Raw genomic sequence first — 16474 nt, forward strand, 5'->3', positions numbered from 1 at the left:
TGTCGCGCGAACTTCAGGTTCGCGAAACGAACGAAGGCGACCTCAGGGTCGCCTTCGTGCTTTCTATCCTTCTTAGATTTTCGCGGTAACAACCATTTTCTTCGCGTGAGCCAGGGACTCCTTGGTGAGGTCGATGCCGCCGAGCATCCGTGCCACTTCTTCGACACGATCATTCTTGCTCAGCTTGGAGACGGCTGTGTGCGTGGCATCTTCACCGCGGACCTTGTGCACAAATAGATGTTGATGCCCCTGCGCCGCCACTTGCGGCAAGTGCGTCACGGTCAGAACCTGCCCGCGCTCCCCGAGGCGTCGCAGCAACTGGCCGACAATCTCGGCGGTCGGGCCGCCAATGCCTACGTCCACTTCGTCGAACACCAGCGTCGGTACGCGGGAGGTCTGTGCGGTGATCACCTGAATTGCCAGGCTGATGCGCGATAGTTCGCCCCCCGATGCCACTTTTGCCAGGGCTTTCAACGGTTGCCCTGGGTTGGCGCTCACCAGTAGTTCCACTTGTTCTAGCCCGTTGGGCAGCAGTTCGTCGCTGCTGTTGGGGCGCAGTTCGATGGTGAAGCGGCCACCGGGCATGCCCAGGCGCTGGATTTCCTGTTCCACGGCGCTGGCCAGGCTGCTCGACGCTTGATGGCGCAGGTCGCTCAATTCCCGGGCCTTCTCCTGATAATGACGGGCGTAGGAGGCCAGCTCATCGCCCAGTCGTTCGATGGATTCATCGTTGGCATTCAGGGTTTCGATTTCGTCGAGTAGCTTCTGTTGCATCTCGGCGACCTCGGTCGGCTGGATGCGGTGTTTGCGAGCCAGGGTGTAGATCGCATCGAGGCGCTCTTCCAGGTATTGAAGGCGTGCCGGGTCTGCGTCGAAATTGTCGAGAAAACGGTTCAATTCGCCCACCGCTTCTTCAACCTGAATCTGCGCGCTGGTCAGCAGGTTGCTGGCTTCACCCAGGGCGCCGATCGAATTGTTCACGCTCGATAGGCGATTGAGGCTGGCGGTCAGTGCGTTCAATACATTGCCGGAATCACTTTCGCTGCATTGTTCGACCACTTGCCGACAAATGCCCAGCAGGGTTTCGGCGTTGGTCAGGTTCTTGTGTTCCTGCTCCAGTTGCTCCAGCTCGCTTTCGCCGAGGCCGAGGTTTTCCAGTTCTTCGAGTTGATAGCTGAGTAACTGATGACGAGCGCGCTGTTCGTCGCCGGAGTTGGAGAGGCGTTCCAGCTCCTGACGGGTCTGGCGCCAGCGTTGGGCGGCCAGTTGCACCTGACGGGCAAGGTCCGTGGCGCCGGCGTACTCGTCGAGCAGGCGGCGATGGGTATCGGTTTTGAGCAGGGATTGGTGTTCGTGCTGGCTGTGGATATCGATCAGCAACTCGCCCAGGGCCTTCAGGTCGCCGAGAGGGCAGGGGGTGCCATTGATATAGCCGCGCGAACGCCCTTCAGCAGTGATCACGCGGCGCAGAATGCACGGGCCGTCGTTCTCGAGGTCGCGTTCGGCCAGCCAGGCGCTGGCTTCAGGGATGTCGATCAGGTCGAAGGTGGCCAGGATGTCGGCCTTGTCGGCCCCCGGGCGGACTACGCCGCTGTCGGCGCGATCGCCCAGGGTCAGGCCGAGGGCGTCGAGCATGATCGACTTGCCGGCGCCGGTTTCTCCTGTGATCACGCTCATCCCGCGATCGAGTTCGAGATCGAGATGTTCAACGATGGCGTAGTTGTGTACGGACAGGTGCACCAGCATGAAGGCCGCTCCCAGGCTTTAGGTCTGGTTATTTATACAGTGTTTTGTTTCTGGCTGACAATGCCCCCGCTTAGGTCGATTTGCTTGATTGAAAGAAATCCTTAGCGCGCCTGGGAATGACAAAGCAGTTGTTTTTTGTAGGGTTAATCATCGGATAGCCCTTGAAGCTGAATTTTGCGACCCCATATACCGGGGCAGAAGCGTGAGTTGAGCTCGCGGACGATATTGGAAGGAGAAATCTATGGCTGACGAACAGACAGTGGATACGCAAAATCTAGACGCCAACCAGACCCCCGAGGCTTCGGGTGAAGACCTGGCGGCTCGTGTACAAGTGCTCGAAGAGCAATTGGCTGGTGCGCAGGATCAGGCTTTGCGTGTAGCCGCCGATCTGCAGAACGTCCGCCGTCGTGCCGATCAGGACGTTGAAAAGGCTCACAAGTTCGCCCTGGAAAAATTCGCAGGCGACCTGCTGCCGATCATTGACAGCCTGGAGCGCGGCCTGGAGCTGTCCAGCCCTGACGACGAAAACATTCGTTCGATGCGCGAAGGGATCGAGCTGACCCTGAAAATGTTCCAGGACACCCTGAAGCGCTATCACCTGGAAGCCATCGATCCTGAAGGCGAACCTTTCAATGCCTCGCATCATCAGGCGATGGCCATGCAGGAAAGCGCCGACGTCGAGCCAAACAGCGTGCTCAAGGTGTTTCAGAAGGGCTATCAGCTCCACGGTCGCCTGCTGCGCCCGGCCATGGTCGTGGTCAGCAAGGCGCCTGCACCGGTTTCGCCTTCGATTGACGAGCAGGCTTGAAATTAGCCGCAAGGCCCCCATTTAGAAGTCAAGCGTTTAAGTGCTACCGCAGTCAGCCACCACTACTGCGGCATCCAAATCCAAAGTTTCGGGAGAGTGAACATGGGCAAAATTATCGGTATCGACCTGGGGACTACCAACTCCTGCGTCTCCGTGCTGGAAAACGGCAAGGCCAAAGTTATTGAAAACGCTGAAGGCGCGCGTACCACGCCGTCGATCATCGCTTATGCCAACGATGGCGAAATCCTGGTTGGCCAGTCGGCCAAGCGTCAGGCAGTGACCAATCCGCATAACACCCTGTACGCGGTGAAGCGTCTGATCGGTCGTCGTTTCGACGAAGAAGTCGTACAGAAAGACATCCAGATGGTCCCTTACAAGATCGTCAAGGCTGACAACAGCGACGCCTGGGTTGAGGTGAACGGCCAGAAAATGGCACCGCCACAAATCTCGGCTGAAATTCTGAAGAAAATGAAGAAGACCGCCGAAGACTACCTCGGCGAGCCTGTGACCGAAGCGGTGATCACCGTTCCGGCCTACTTCAACGACAGCCAGCGTCAAGCCACCAAAGACGCCGGCCGCATCGCGGGCCTGGACGTAAAACGCATCATCAACGAACCAACCGCAGCCGCACTGGCCTACGGTATGGACAAGGCCAAGGGCGATCACACTGTGATCGTTTACGACCTGGGTGGCGGTACTTTCGACGTTTCCGTTATCGAGATCGCTGAAGTCGATGGCGAGCACCAGTTCGAAGTGTTGGCCACCAACGGCGACACCTTCCTGGGCGGTGAAGACTTTGACATTCGCCTGATCGACTACCTCGTCGACGAATTCAAGAAAGAAAGCGGCATGAACCTCAAGGGTGATCCGCTGGCCATGCAGCGCCTGAAAGAAGCTGCCGAGAAAGCCAAGATCGAACTGTCCTCGAGCCAGTCGACCGACGTGAACCTGCCGTACATCACTGCAGACGCTACCGGTCCTAAGCACTTGAACGTGAAAATCTCCCGCGCCAAGCTCGAAGCGCTGGTGGAAGACCTGGTTCAGCGCACCATCGAACCTTGCCGCATCGCGATGAAAGACGCCGGTATCGATGTCAGCAAGATCGACGACGTGATTCTGGTCGGCGGTCAGACCCGTATGCCGATGGTGCAGAAAGCTGTTTCCGACTTCTTCGGTAAAGAAGCTCGTAAAGATGTTAACCCGGACGAAGCTGTTGCCATGGGTGCTGCGATCCAGGGCGCTGTATTGGCCGGCGACGTGAAAGACGTTCTGCTGCTCGACGTCAGCCCGCTGACCCTGGGTATCGAAACCATGGGTGGCGTGATGACTGCGCTGATCGAGAAAAACACCACGATTCCTACCAAGAAATCGCAAGTGTTCTCGACTGCTGACGACAACCAGAGCGCCGTGACCATTCACGTGCTGCAAGGTGAGCGTAAGCAAGCCGCACAGAACAAGTCCCTGGGCAAATTCGACCTGGCCGAGATTCCACCGGCTCCACGTGGTGTGCCACAAATCGAAGTGACCTTCGACATCGACGCCAACGGCATTCTGCACGTAGGCGCCAAAGACAAGGCTACTGGCAAGACTCAGTCGATCGTGATCAAGGCCAACTCCGGTCTGTCCGAGGACGAAATTCAGCAGATGGTTCGCGACGCTGAACTGAATGCTGAAGAAGACCGCAAGTTCGAAGAGCTGGCGAGCGCTCGTAACCAGGGCGACGCACTGGTTCACTCGACTCGCAAAATGGTCGCTGATGCTGGCGACAAGGTGAGCGCTGAAGAGAAGACTGCAATCGAAGCGGCAGTAGTTGCCCTGGAAGCCGCTGTTAAAGGCGACGACAAGGCTGTGATCGAAGCCAAGGTTGAAGAGCTGTCCAAGGTCTCCGCGCCAGTGGCTCAGAAAATGTATGCCGAGCAGGCTCAGCCAGCTGAAGGCGCGGCACCGAAAGGCGAAGCGGCTGAAAAAGCTGACGACGTCGTCGACGCTGAGTTCGAAGAAGTTAAAGACCACAAGTAAGTTGTTGGTCGCCCGGTTGACTGCCTTCAGGCGGTGACTGGTAGGATGTCGCCGCGCGGGAGCTTGCTCCCGCGTTGGCGTGTCTGGAGTTAGCGAATTTTTACAGCATGCGACAACGCTCGCGTGTTGGTGGCATGGCCGGGGATGCTCCTGCTTTCCGCGCCGAAAGTGCTGCATCGAATCAAAGACCAGGATCGTTGAATTGACGTGAGTTGGGTCCGGGCCTGTATTGGGGCTCAACGAGTTTGACGAGGCTCAGGAGAGGTTTGTCGAACGTCCTTAAGAGTGCAAAGACTTATGGCAAAGCGTGACTATTACGAAGTATTGGGTGTTGAGCGTGGCTCAAGCGAAGCAGACCTGAAAAAGGCCTACCGCCGCCTGGCGATGAAGCACCACCCGGACCGTAATCCCGATGACAAAGCGTCGGAAGATATGTTCAAGGAGGCCAACGAGGCCTACGAAGTGCTGTCCGATTCCAGCAAGCGCGCGGCCTATGACCAATACGGTCATGCCGGTGTCGACCCGAGCATGGGTGGCGGCGGTGCCGGTTTTGGTGGCCAGAACTTCTCCGATATCTTTGGCGATGTCTTCAGTGACTTCTTCGGTGGCGGTCGCGGCGGCTCCCGTGGCGGCGCGCAGCGTGGCAGCGACCTGCGTTACACGCTGGAGTTGAACCTGGAAGAAGCGGTGCGCGGCACAACCGTGAATATCCGTGTTCCGACACTGGTCAACTGCAAGCCGTGTGATGGCTCGGGCGCCAAGAAAGGCTCCTCGCCGGTCACCTGCCCGACGTGTGGCGGTATCGGTCAGGTACGCATGCAGCAAGGCTTCTTCTCGGTGCAGCAGACCTGCCCGCGTTGCCATGGCCAGGGCAAGATCATTTCCGATCCGTGCGATTCCTGCCACGGCGAAGGTCGTGTCGAAGAGTACAAGACGCTTTCCGTCAAAGTGCCGGCCGGTGTCGATACCGGTGACCGTATTCGTCTGTCCGGCGAAGGCGAAGCGGGCGCGCAGGGTGGTCCGACCGGCGATCTGTACGTGGTAATCAATGTGCGTGAGCACGCGATCTTCCAGCGTGATGGCAAGCACCTGTTCTGCGAAGTGCCGATCAGCTTCGTCGACGCAGCGTTGGGCGGCGAGCTGGAGATTCCGACCCTTGATGGTCGGGTCAAGCTGAAGATCCCTGAGGGGACTCAGACCGGCAAGCAGTTCCGTGTTCGCGGCAAAGGCGTTGCGCCGGTGCGTGGCGGCGGCGCTGGCGACCTGATGTGTCGTGTGGCGGTCGAAACCCCGGTCAACCTGGGTCGTCGTCAGCGCGAATTGCTGGAAGAGTTCCGCAGCTCCCTGGCGGACGACAACAGTCATTCGCCGAAAACCACTGGTTGGTTCGAAGGCGTGAAGCGCTTCTTCGGCGATTTGTAAGGAGTGAGCATGCGACGTATAGCTGTGATGGGTGCCGCCGGCCGCATGGGCAAGATCCTGGTCGAGGCGGTGCAGCAGCGCGCGCCGCTGACCGGTCTGACCGCCGCCATTGTGCGCCCCGGCAGTACGCTGATTGGCGTGGATGCCGGTGAGCTGGCCTCGTTGGGGCGTATTGGTGTGCCGCTGTCCGGTAGTCTGGATTCGGTGGCCGATGAGTTCGACGTGCTGATCGACTTCACGCTCCCGGAAGTCATGCTGAAAAACCTGGCTTTCTGCCGTAAGGCGGGCAAGGCCATGGTGATCGGCACGACAGGATTGGACGCCGCGCAGAAGCAGTTGCTGGCCGAGGCGGGCAAGGATATTCCTATCGTGTTCGCGGCCAATTTCAGCGTCGGTGTAAACCTGTCGCTGAAGCTGCTCGACATGGCTGCGCGCGTGCTGGGTGATGATGCGGATATCGAAATCATCGAGGCTCACCATCGGCACAAGATCGATGCGCCTTCGGGCACGGCGCTGCGCATGGGTGAAGTAATCGCCAATGCGCTGGATCGTGATCTGCAGAAGGTTGCGGTCTATGGGCGTGAAGGTCACACCGGTGCGCGTGAGCGTGAAACGATCGGCTTTGCGACTGTTCGCGGTGGTGATGTGGTCGGTGATCATACGGTGCTGTTCGCCTGCGAGGGCGAGCGACTGGAAATCACGCACAAGGCATCCAGTCGTATGACCTTCGCCAAGGGTGCGGTACGAGCGGCTTTGTGGCTGGACGGTCGTGAGCCAGGCCTCTACGACATGCAAGACGTGCTCGACCTGCGTTAAGATGCAGCCGAAACCGGGTTCAAACATAGCCTTTGAGCCCGGTTTTAAACCGCCAAGCGACGTCCTGTCGCATTCTCCGGCCTTTAGGGCTCATTGGCGGTAGACCAAAAATGCCTTTTTCTGTAAGCTACAGCTTTAGTGTGTCCACTAAAAGCGCGCAGAATAATTCGATGAAGAAGCGGGGTGACGTGTCCATACGTCACTCCGCTTTTTTACAACCTGCGATCGCCCTTTCAGGCTTTATTTACGGGAGGTCTTCTTGACTAAGCCAGCCATACTCGCCCTTGCTGATGGCAGCATTTTTCGCGGCGAAGCCATTGGAGCCGACGGTCAAACCGTTGGTGAGGTGGTGTTCAACACCGCAATGACCGGCTATCAGGAAATCCTTACCGATCCTTCCTACGCCCAACAGATCGTTACCCTGACTTACCCGCACATCGGCAACACCGGTACTACGCCGGAAGACGCCGAGTCCGATCGCGTCTGGTCCGCTGGCCTGGTCATCCGTGACCTGCCACTGGTTGCGAGCAACTGGCGCAACACGATGTCTCTGTCCGACTACCTGAAAGCCAATAATGTCGTGGCTATCGCCGGTATCGACACTCGCCGCCTGACACGCATCCTGCGTGAGAAAGGCGCGCAGAACGGCTGCATCATGGCCGGTGACAACATTTCCGAAGAAGCCGCCATCGCCGCTGCCCAGGGCTTCCCTGGCCTCAAAGGCATGGACCTGGCGAAAGTCGTCAGCACCAAAGAGAAGTACGAGTGGCGCTCGACTGTCTGGGACTTGAAGACCGACAGCCACGCGACCATCGACGCTTCCGATCTGCCATACCACGTGGTTGCCTACGACTACGGCGTCAAGCTGAACATCCTGCGCATGCTGGTCGAGCGCGGTTGCCGCGTGACCGTGGTGCCAGCTCAAACGCCGGCGGCTGACGTTCTGGCTCTGAAACCGGACGGCGTGTTCCTGTCAAACGGCCCAGGTGACCCTGAGCCATGCGACTACGCGATCCAGGCCATTAAAGACGTGCTGGAAACCGAGATCCCGGTATTCGGTATCTGCCTCGGCCACCAACTGCTGGCTCTGGCCTCCGGCGCCAAGACCCTGAAAATGGGCCACGGCCACCACGGTGCAAACCACCCGGTTCAGGATCTGGACAGCGGTGTGGTGATGATCACCAGCCAGAACCACGGTTTTGCGGTAGACGAAGCGACCCTGCCAGGCAACGTTCGTGCGATCCACAAATCGCTGTTCGACGGCACCCTGCAAGGTATCGAGCGTACCGACAAGAGCGCCTTCAGCTTCCAGGGTCACCCTGAAGCCAGCCCTGGCCCGAACGACGTAGCGCCACTGTTTGATCGCTTCATCAACGAAATGGCCAAGCGACGCTAATCGCTCGCCCTGATGTAGCGAAGCCTGGGGGCGGTCCCGAAACCGGCGGCCCCCTCAAGGCTTCAGAGATTGAACAAGACGGCTTGCCGACTGACCTGCGGATTTGAGTGACAACCCATGCCAAAACGTACAGACATTAAAAGCATCCTGATTCTCGGCGCTGGCCCGATCGTGATCGGCCAGGCCTGCGAATTCGACTACTCCGGCGCCCAGGCCTGTAAAGCCCTGCGCGAGGAGGGTTACCGCGTCATCCTGGTGAACTCCAACCCGGCGACCATCATGACCGACCCGGCCATGGCCGACGCCACCTACATCGAACCGATCAAGTGGCAGACCGTTGCCAAGATCATCGAGAAAGAGCGTCCGGACGCGCTGCTGCCGACCATGGGTGGCCAGACCGCCCTGAACTGCGCCCTGGACCTGGAGCGCGAAGGCGTTCTGGAGAAGTTCGGCGTAGAGATGATCGGCGCCAACGCTGACACCATCGACAAGGCTGAAGACCGTTCGCGCTTCGACAAGGCGATGAAATCCATCGGTCTGGACTGCCCGCGTTCGGGTATCGCCCATAGCATGGAAGAGGCTAACGCGGTTCTCGATCGTCTGGGCTTCCCGTGCATCATTCGTCCGTCCTTCACCATGGGCGGCACCGGTGGCGGTATCGCTTACAACCGTGAAGAGTTCGAAGAAATCTGCGCCCGCGGTCTGGATCTGTCGCCGACCAAAGAGCTGCTGATCGACGAATCGCTGATTGGCTGGAAAGAATACGAGATGGAAGTTGTCCGCGATAAAAAGGACAACTGCATCATCGTCTGCTCCATCGAAAACTTCGACCCGATGGGCGTGCACACCGGTGACTCGATCACGGTTGCACCCGCGCAGACCCTGACCGACAAGGAATACCAGATCCTGCGTAACGCCTCCCTGGCGGTACTGCGCGAGATCGGCGTGGAAACCGGCGGCTCCAACGTCCAGTTCGGCATCTGCCCGAACACTGGTCGCATGGTGGTCATCGAGATGAACCCGCGGGTATCCCGTTCCTCAGCCCTGGCATCGAAAGCCACCGGTTTCCCGATCGCCAAGGTCGCGGCGAAACTGGCCGTCGGTTACACCCTCGACGAACTGTCGAACGACATCACCGGCGGCAAGACCCCGGCGTCCTTCGAGCCGTCCATCGACTACGTCGTCACCAAGCTGCCACGCTTTGCCTTCGAGAAATTCCCGAAAGCCGACGCACGCCTGACCACTCAGATGAAGTCGGTCGGTGAAGTCATGGCCATCGGCCGGACCTTCCAGGAATCCCTGCAGAAAGCTCTGCGCGGTCTGGAGGTGGGTGTTTGCGGCCTGGACGAGAAGCTCGACCTGAGCAACCCGGAAAGCATGAGCATCCTCAAGCGCGAACTGACCGTGCCGGGTGCCGAGCGTATCTGGTACGTGGCTGACGCGTTCCGCGCGGGCCTGTCGGTCGAAGACATCTTCGGCATGAACATGATCGACCCGTGGTTCCTGGTGCAGATCGAAGATCTGATCAAGGAAGAAGAGAAGGTCAAGACCCTGGGTCTGTCCGCTATCGACCGCGACCTGATGTTCCGCCTCAAGCGTAAAGGCTTCTCCGATCAGCGTCTGGCCAAGCTGCTGGGCGTCACCGAGAAGAACCTGCGTACCCATCGTCACAAGCTGGAAGTGTTCCCGGTCTACAAGCGCGTCGACACCTGCGCCGCCGAGTTCGCCACCGACACCGCGTACCTGTACTCGACTTACGAGGAAGAGTGCGAAGCTGCGCCGTCGGGCCGTGACAAGATCATGATCCTGGGTGGCGGTCCAAACCGCATCGGCCAGGGCATCGAGTTCGACTATTGCTGCGTACACGCAGCACTGGCCCTGCGCGATGACGGGTACGAGACCATCATGGTCAACTGCAACCCGGAAACCGTTTCCACCGACTACGACACCTCCGATCGTCTGTACTTCGAACCAGTGACCCTGGAAGACGTGCTGGAAATCGTCCGCGTCGAGAAGCCAAAAGGCGTGATCGTTCAGTACGGCGGTCAGACCCCGCTGAAACTGGCCCGTGCCCTGGAAGCCGCCGGCGTGCCGATCATCGGCACCAGTCCTGACGCCATCGACCGCGCCGAAGACCGTGAGCGCTTCCAGCAGATGGTTGAGCGTCTGAACCTGCGTCAGCCGCCTAACGCCACCGTGCGCAGCGAAGATGAAGCGATTCGTGCCGCCGCCAAAATCGGTTACCCGCTGGTGGTTCGTCCGTCCTACGTACTGGGCGGGCGTGCGATGGAAATCGTTTACGAAGAGGAAGAACTCAAGCGCTACCTGCGTGAAGCGGTTCAAGTGTCCAACGACAGCCCGGTGCTGCTGGACCACTTCCTCAACTGCGCGATCGAAATGGACGTGGATGCGGTCTGCGACGGCACCGACGTGGTGATCGGCGCGATCATGCAGCACATTGAGCAGGCCGGCGTTCACTCCGGTGACTCCGCGTGCTCCCTGCCGCCGTATTCGCTGCCTGCACATATCCAGGACGAGATGCGCGAACAGGTCAAGAAAATGGCCCTGGAACTGGGCGTGGTCGGCCTGATGAACGTTCAGTTGGCGCTGCAAGGCGAAGACATCTACGTCATCGAAGTCAACCCGCGCGCATCCCGTACCGTACCGTTCGTCTCCAAGTGCATCGGTGTGTCCCTGGCGATGGTCGCGGCTCGCGTGATGGCCGGTAAAACCCTGAAGGAAATCGGCTTCACCAAAGAAATCATTCCGAACTTCTACAGCGTGAAAGAGGCGGTGTTCCCATTCGCCAAATTCCCTGGCGTGGACCCGATCCTGGGCCCAGAGATGAAGTCCACCGGTGAAGTGATGGGCGTGGGCGACACCTTCGGCGAAGCCTTTGCCAAGGCTCAGATGGGCGCCAGTGAAGTGCTGCCAACCGGTGGTACCGCGTTCATCAGCGTGCGCGACGATGACAAGCCGCTGGTTGCAGGCGTGGCCCGTGATCTGATCAACTTGGGCTTCGAAGTGGTCGCCACTGCCGGTACTGCCAAGCTGATCGAAGCTGCAGGCCTGAAAGTGCGTCGTGTGAACAAGGTGACCGAGGGTCGTCCGCACGTGGTCGACATGATCAAGAATGACGAAGTCACTCTGATCATCAACACCACCGAAGGTCGTCAGTCGATCGCTGATTCCTACTCCATTCGTCGTAATGCCTTGCAGCACAAGATCTACTGCACCACTACTATTGCTGCTGGCGAAGCTATCTGCGAAGCGTTGAAGTTCGGTCCTGAGAAGACCGTGCGCCGCTTGCAGGATCTACACGCAGGATTGAAGGCATGATCAAATACCCAATGACCGTCAAGGGCGCTAAAGCCCTGGAAGAAGAACACGCTCATCTGACCAAGGTCGTTCGTCCGAAACTCAGTCAGGACATCGGTACGGCCCGCGAGTTGGGTGACTTGAAGGAAAACGCCGAATACCACGCTGCTCGCGAGCAGCAGGGGATGGTCGAGGCGCGGATTCGTGACATTGAAGGCCGCATGCAAAACGCTGTGGTCATCGACGTAACGACCATCGAGCACACCGGCAAGGTGATTTTCGGCACCACCGTTGAAATCGCCAATGTCGAGACCGATGAAAGCGTGACTTACCAGATCGTTGGTGAGGATGAAGCAGACATCAAGCTCGGCAAGATCTCCGTCGGTTCGCCGATCGCCCGTGCCTTGATCGCCAAGGAAGAGGGTGATGTGGTGGCGGTCAAAACGCCGGGTGGCGTTATCGAGTATGAGATTGTCGAAGTTCGCCACATCTGAAAGAAGGCGCCCGCTACGTGCGGGTGCCATGCTTTGGCAGCTGACCCAGATGCTCTGGGTTGGCGGCTTGTGGTTGTTGCACATCGGTCTGCTGCCGGTGCTGGGGCAAATAGGCCTGGCGCCGCTGCTGATCGACGAAATTGCAGGTGCGCTGAATACGCTGATGGTGGGATTCGCCACAGCGAGTGTGATTTTTCAGGCTTTGGTGCTGGTACAGGCCGAGGGTCTTGCCAGTCTATGGCGGGATATTCGCGGGCAACTGCTGCTGATGGCGCTGTATGGGTGCGCGATGTATTTCGCAGTACGCTTCGGTTGGCCGCAGGCGCTGCATTGGCAGTTGTTCAGCTATCTTGTCCTGGGGTTTTCCGGGCTGGTGCTGGTGATGCAGCCGGTGCCTGGATGGAGTGTCAGGGTGCGCGAAGCACACCCTTGACCCTTGCCATCACTTGAAGCGATGGACGTTCGACAACTGCTTGTTGACGCTGAAGTTCTTGCGATAAATCAGTGCCATCTTGCCGATGACCTGAACCAGATCGGCTTTGCCGGCCTTGCAGAGTTCTGCAATGGCTGCCAGGCGCGATTCGCGATCGAGGATGTTGAGCTTGATTTTGATCAGCTCGTGATCCGCCAAAGCGCGTTCAAGTTCGGCTAACACACCTTCAGTCAAGCCGTTGTCAGCCACAATCAAAACTGGTTTCAGATGGTGGCCAATGGACTTGTACTGTTTCTTCTGCTCTTGAGTGAGCGGCATAATCTGACCCTTTCGTCTGGATTCTGTAAAATGGCGGCCATTTTACCCGAGGGCTCGTGGATCCGCCCAATTAATCACGACCCTTATCATCGAGGTGCCCAATGGCGCGTTCCAAGACAAGCCTTGGTTGGCTGAAAAGACATGTCAACGATCCCTATGTGAAGCAGGCGCAAAAGGATGGCTACCGCTCGCGTGCGAGTTACAAACTTCTGGAGGTCCAGGAGAAATACAAGCTGATCCGTCCCGGCATGAGCGTTGTCGACCTGGGTGCGGCGCCCGGCGGATGGTCGCAGGTGACTAGTCGTCTGATTGGTGGTCAGGGGCGACTGATCGCCTCGGACATTCTGGAAATGGACAGCATTCCGGACGTGACTTTCATTCAGGGGGACTTCACCGAGGACGAAGTGCTCACGCGGATCCTTGAAGCTGTGGGTAATTCGCAGGTGGACCTTGTGATTTCCGATATGGCCCCCAATATGAGTGGTACGCCTGAAGTGGACATGCCAAAAGCCATGTTTCTTTGCGAGCTGGCGCTTGATTTGGCGGAGCGGATACTCAAGCCGGGTGGTAATTTTGTGATCAAGATTTTTCAGGGCGAAGGGTTTGATGTTTACCTGAAGGATGCTCGTCGGAAATTCGACAAGATCCAGATGATCAAGCCAGACTCTTCCCGTGACAGTTCCCGCGAGCAATACATGTTGGCTTGGGGTTACCGCGGGCGTAGTGAGTAAAACGAGGTTTTTTGGCGGGGTGATAGGTTTTTCATATTTCGCCCCGCATGCATTAGCGAATATTGTGTAGAAAGTGTTTCACAAAGGGTTACAGACGGCGCCTGCCAGAGCCGTAGGTAATGTAGTAAGTTAGGCCGGTGAATATCATGCGAAGCGCGCGCCATTAGCGGAGCTTGCTTCAGAGGGTAGTTAATTGAACGATATGGCAAAGAATCTGATCCTGTGGTTGATCATCGCAGCTGTCCTGGTGACGGTGATGAACAACTTCTCCAGCCCTAACGAGCCGCAGACCCTCAACTATTCCGACTTCATCCAGCAGGTCAAGGATGGCAAGGTCGAGCGCGTAGCGGTTGATGGCTACGTGATTACAGGCAAGCGCAACGATGGCGACAGCTTCAAGACCATCCGTCCGGCAATCCAGGACAACGGTCTGATCGGCGACCTCGTGGATAACCACGTTGTGGTCGAAGGCAAGCAACCTGAGCAGCAAAGTATCTGGACTCAACTCCTGGTCGCAAGCTTCCCGATCCTGGTGATCATCGCCGTCTTCATGTTCTTCATGCGGCAGATGCAGGGCGGTGCCGGTGGCAAGGGTGGGCCGATGAGTTTCGGCAAGAGCAAGGCGCGCCTGCTCTCTGAAGATCAGGTGAAAACCACCCTGGCTGACGTTGCAGGTTGTGACGAAGCCAAGGAAGAAGTCGGCGAGCTGGTCGAGTTCCTGCGTGATCCGGGCAAGTTCCAGCGCCTGGGCGGTCGCATTCCTCGCGGCGTGCTGATGGTTGGTCCTCCGGGTACCGGTAAAACCTTGCTGGCCAAGGCGATTGCCGGCGAAGCCAAAGTACCGTTCTTTACTATTTCCGGTTCCGATTTCGTCGAAATGTTCGTCGGCGTCGGTGCCAGCCGTGTCCGTGACATGTTCGAGCAGGCGAAGAAGCATGCGCCATGCATCATCTTCATCGATGAAATCGACGCCGTTGGTCGCCACCGTGGTGCCGGCATGGGTGGTGGTCACGATGAGCGCGAGCAGACCCTCAACCAGTTGCTGGTAGAGATGGACGGCTTCGAAATGAATGACGGCATCATCGTCATCGCCGCGACCAACCGTCCGGACGTACTGGATCCTGCGTTGCTGCGTCCGGGCCGCTTCGACCGTCAGGTCGTGGTTGGCCTGCCGGACATCCGTGGTCGCGAGCAGATTCTCAAAGTCCACATGCGCAAAGTGCCGATGGGTGACGACGTCGCTCCGGCCGTGATCGCTCGTGGTACTCCTGGTTTCTCCGGTGCCGACCTGGCCAACCTGGTGAACGAGGCTTCGTTGTTTGCGGCTCGTGCCGGCAAGCGCATCGTCGAGATGAAAGAGTTCGAACTGGCCAAAGACAAGATCATGATGGGTGCCGAGCGCAAATCCATGGTCATGTCCGAGAAAGAAAAGCAGAACACTGCTTATCACGAAGCCGGCCACGCTATCGTCGGTCGCGTCGTGCCTGAGCATGATCCGGTCTACAAGGTGTCGATCATTCCGCGCGGTCGCGCACTTGGTGTGACCATGTTCCTGCCGGAAGAAGATCGCTACAGTCTGTCCAAGCGTGCACTGATCAGCCAGATCTGCTCGCTGTACGGCGGTCGTATCGCTGAAGAGATGACCCTGGGCTTCGATGGCGTCACCACCGGTGCGTCCAACGACATCATGCGTGCCAGCCAGATAGCACGAAACATGGTGACCAAGTGGGGGTTGTCGGAAAAACTCGGTCCATTGATGTACGCCGAAGAAGAGGGCGAAGTGTTCCTCGGTCGTGGCGGCGGTGGTCAGCATGCCAGTTTCTCTGGCGAGACGGCCAAGCTGATCGACTCCGAAGTGCGCAACATCATTGACCAGTGCTATGGCACGGCCAAGCAGATCCTTACGGATAACCGTGACAAGCTTGATGCGATGGCGGATGCCCTGATGAAGTACGAGACGATCGATGCCGATCAGATCGATGACATCATGGCGGGTCGTACGCCTCGCGAACCTCGCGACTGGTCTGGCGGCAACGACACTTCCGGCACGCCTCCAGTGGTGCAGGATGGGCGTCCGGAAACACCTATCGGCGGCCCGGCTGCTGACGTTTAAGGTTTGAAATGACTTCTGTTCAGTCCTCGACCCGGTTGCCTTGCGGCAACCGGGTTCTTGATTTGGCCCAGACGCATGTCATGGGCATTCTCAATGTCACTCCCGATTCCTTTTCCGATGGCGGCCGATACAGCCAGCTGGACGCGGCCCTGCGCCACGCCGAGGCGATGGTGGCGGCCGGTGCGACGCTGATCGACGTCGGTGGTGAATCGACCCGGCCCGGTGCCAGGGCCGTTTCGCCGCTTGAAGAGCTAGAGCGCGTAGCGCCTATCGTTGAGCGCATCAGTCGCGAACTGGATGTGATTATCTCGGTCGATACTTCCACGCCTGCCGTCATGCGTGAAACCGCAAGGCTGGGGGCGGGGTTGATCAATGACGTACGCTCGTTGCGTCGAGATGGTGCTCTGGATGCAGCGGCGGCCACCGGTTTGCCGGTGTGCCTGATGCATATGCTCGGCGAGCCGGGCGACATGCAGGACAACCCTCAGTACCAGGATGTTACGAAAGAGGTCGGCGAGTTTCTTGCCGAGCGCATGGTTCAGTGTGCCTCGGTAGGTATCCCTGCTGAGCGGATCATTCTTGATCCGGGCTTCGGCTTCGCGAAAACCCTGCAGCACAATCTAAGTTTGTTTAAGCATATGGAGGCCCTGCATGCTTTGGGGCGGCCTCTGTTGGTCGGTGTTTCGCGAAAGAGCATGATCGGCCAGGCCTTGAATCGACCTGTGGGAGAGCGTCTGCATGGTGGTCTGGCACTTGCGGCGCTGGCTTCGGTCAAAGGTGCGCGTATATTGCGCGTCCATGATGTAGCGGAAACGGTCGACGTGGTGCGGATGATTGCCGCCGTAGAATCAGCTGAATAA

13 protein-coding genes are annotated in these 16474 nt (G+C 58.4%); 11 read left to right on the plus strand and 2 right to left on the minus strand.

Features of this window, described 5'->3' with window-relative positions:
* Positions 1-72: 72 nt before the first annotated feature.
* Complete coding sequence (recN, locus tag F475_RS18845; RefSeq protein WP_018929474.1) at positions 73-1746, minus strand: DNA repair protein RecN; 1674 nt, start codon at positions 1744-1746, stop codon at positions 73-75.
* Between the two features lie 241 nt (positions 1747-1987).
* Between recN and grpE the strand changes: the two genes are divergently transcribed.
* From grpE to F475_RS18885, 8 genes are all read left to right on the plus strand, one after another.
* Positions 1988-2554, plus strand: a complete 567-nt coding sequence (gene grpE, locus F475_RS18850; protein ID WP_018929475.1) for a nucleotide exchange factor GrpE — start codon at positions 1988-1990, stop codon at positions 2552-2554.
* Positions 2555-2656: 102 nt separating this feature from the next.
* The gene (gene dnaK, locus F475_RS18855) at positions 2657-4573 is read left to right on the plus strand and encodes a molecular chaperone DnaK (protein WP_111454483.1); all 1917 of its coding nucleotides are present in this window, start codon (positions 2657-2659) and stop codon (positions 4571-4573) included.
* Positions 4574-4870: 297 nt separating this feature from the next.
* On the plus strand, positions 4871-5995 hold the full coding sequence (gene dnaJ / locus F475_RS18860) for a molecular chaperone DnaJ (protein ID WP_018929477.1): 1125 nt from the start codon (positions 4871-4873) through the stop codon (positions 5993-5995).
* 9 nt (positions 5996-6004) lie between these two features.
* A complete protein-coding gene (gene dapB / locus F475_RS18865) occupies positions 6005-6811 on the plus strand; it encodes a 4-hydroxy-tetrahydrodipicolinate reductase (RefSeq protein ID WP_026286671.1) in 807 nt (268 codons plus the stop codon).
* A gap of 259 nt (positions 6812-7070) precedes the next feature.
* On the plus strand, positions 7071-8207 hold the full coding sequence (gene carA, locus F475_RS18870; protein ID WP_018929479.1) for a glutamine-hydrolyzing carbamoyl-phosphate synthase small subunit: 1137 nt from the start codon (positions 7071-7073) through the stop codon (positions 8205-8207).
* 117 nt (positions 8208-8324) lie between these two features.
* On the plus strand, positions 8325-11546 hold the full coding sequence (gene carB, locus F475_RS18875) for a carbamoyl-phosphate synthase large subunit (protein WP_018929480.1): 3222 nt from the start codon (positions 8325-8327) through the stop codon (positions 11544-11546).
* On the plus strand, positions 11543-12019 hold the full coding sequence (gene greA / locus F475_RS18880) for a transcription elongation factor GreA (RefSeq protein ID WP_018929481.1): 477 nt from the start codon (positions 11543-11545) through the stop codon (positions 12017-12019). The genes carB and greA overlap by 4 nt, the downstream gene beginning before the upstream one ends.
* 28 nt (positions 12020-12047) lie before the next feature.
* Positions 12048-12452: a hypothetical protein gene (locus tag F475_RS18885; protein WP_007933533.1), complete on the plus strand. Its 405-nt coding sequence runs from the start codon at positions 12048-12050 to the stop codon at positions 12450-12452.
* 9 nt (positions 12453-12461) lie between these two features.
* On the opposite strand, the gene F475_RS18890 is transcribed toward F475_RS18885, so the two are convergent.
* A complete protein-coding gene (locus F475_RS18890; RefSeq protein WP_007900503.1) occupies positions 12462-12770 on the minus strand; it encodes a YhbY family RNA-binding protein in 309 nt (102 codons plus the stop codon).
* 101 nt (positions 12771-12871) lie between these two features.
* Between F475_RS18890 and rlmE the strand changes: the two genes are divergently transcribed.
* The 3 genes from rlmE (at position 12872) to folP (ending at position 16474) form a co-directional block, all read left to right on the plus strand.
* Complete coding sequence (gene rlmE, locus F475_RS18895; RefSeq protein WP_007933535.1) at positions 12872-13501, plus strand: 23S rRNA (uridine(2552)-2'-O)-methyltransferase RlmE; 630 nt, start codon at positions 12872-12874, stop codon at positions 13499-13501.
* Positions 13502-13703: 202 nt separating this feature from the next.
* Complete coding sequence (gene ftsH / locus F475_RS18900) at positions 13704-15614, plus strand: ATP-dependent zinc metalloprotease FtsH (RefSeq protein WP_111454484.1); 1911 nt, start codon at positions 13704-13706, stop codon at positions 15612-15614.
* A gap of 8 nt (positions 15615-15622) precedes the next feature.
* The gene (gene folP / locus F475_RS18905) at positions 15623-16474 is read left to right on the plus strand and encodes a dihydropteroate synthase (RefSeq protein WP_019582454.1); all 852 of its coding nucleotides are present in this window, start codon (positions 15623-15625) and stop codon (positions 16472-16474) included.

The sequence above is a fragment of the Pseudomonas sp. URMO17WK12:I6 genome (genome assembly GCF_003253625.1).
Lineage (GTDB): Bacteria > Pseudomonadota > Gammaproteobacteria > Pseudomonadales > Pseudomonadaceae > Aquipseudomonas.

Coding starts and splice junctions, on each gene's coding strand:
- recN (WP_018929474.1), bottom strand. CDS start 1,746: ATGCTGGTGCACCTGTCCGTACACAACTACGCCATCGTTGAACATCTC.
- grpE (WP_018929475.1), top strand. CDS start 1,988: ATGGCTGACGAACAGACAGTGGATACGCAAAATCTAGACGCCAACCAG.
- dnaK (WP_111454483.1), top strand. CDS start 2,657: ATGGGCAAAATTATCGGTATCGACCTGGGGACTACCAACTCCTGCGTC.
- dnaJ (WP_018929477.1), top strand. CDS start 4,871: ATGGCAAAGCGTGACTATTACGAAGTATTGGGTGTTGAGCGTGGCTCA.
- dapB (WP_026286671.1), top strand. CDS start 6,005: ATGCGACGTATAGCTGTGATGGGTGCCGCCGGCCGCATGGGCAAGATC.
- carB (WP_018929480.1), top strand. CDS start 8,325: ATGCCAAAACGTACAGACATTAAAAGCATCCTGATTCTCGGCGCTGGC.
- greA (WP_018929481.1), top strand. CDS start 11,543: ATGATCAAATACCCAATGACCGTCAAGGGCGCTAAAGCCCTGGAAGAA.
- F475_RS18885 (WP_007933533.1), top strand. CDS start 12,048: ATGCTTTGGCAGCTGACCCAGATGCTCTGGGTTGGCGGCTTGTGGTTG.
- F475_RS18890 (WP_007900503.1), bottom strand. CDS start 12,770: ATGCCGCTCACTCAAGAGCAGAAGAAACAGTACAAGTCCATTGGCCAC.
- rlmE (WP_007933535.1), top strand. CDS start 12,872: ATGGCGCGTTCCAAGACAAGCCTTGGTTGGCTGAAAAGACATGTCAAC.
- ftsH (WP_111454484.1), top strand. CDS start 13,704: ATGGCAAAGAATCTGATCCTGTGGTTGATCATCGCAGCTGTCCTGGTG.
- folP (WP_019582454.1), top strand. CDS start 15,623: ATGACTTCTGTTCAGTCCTCGACCCGGTTGCCTTGCGGCAACCGGGTT.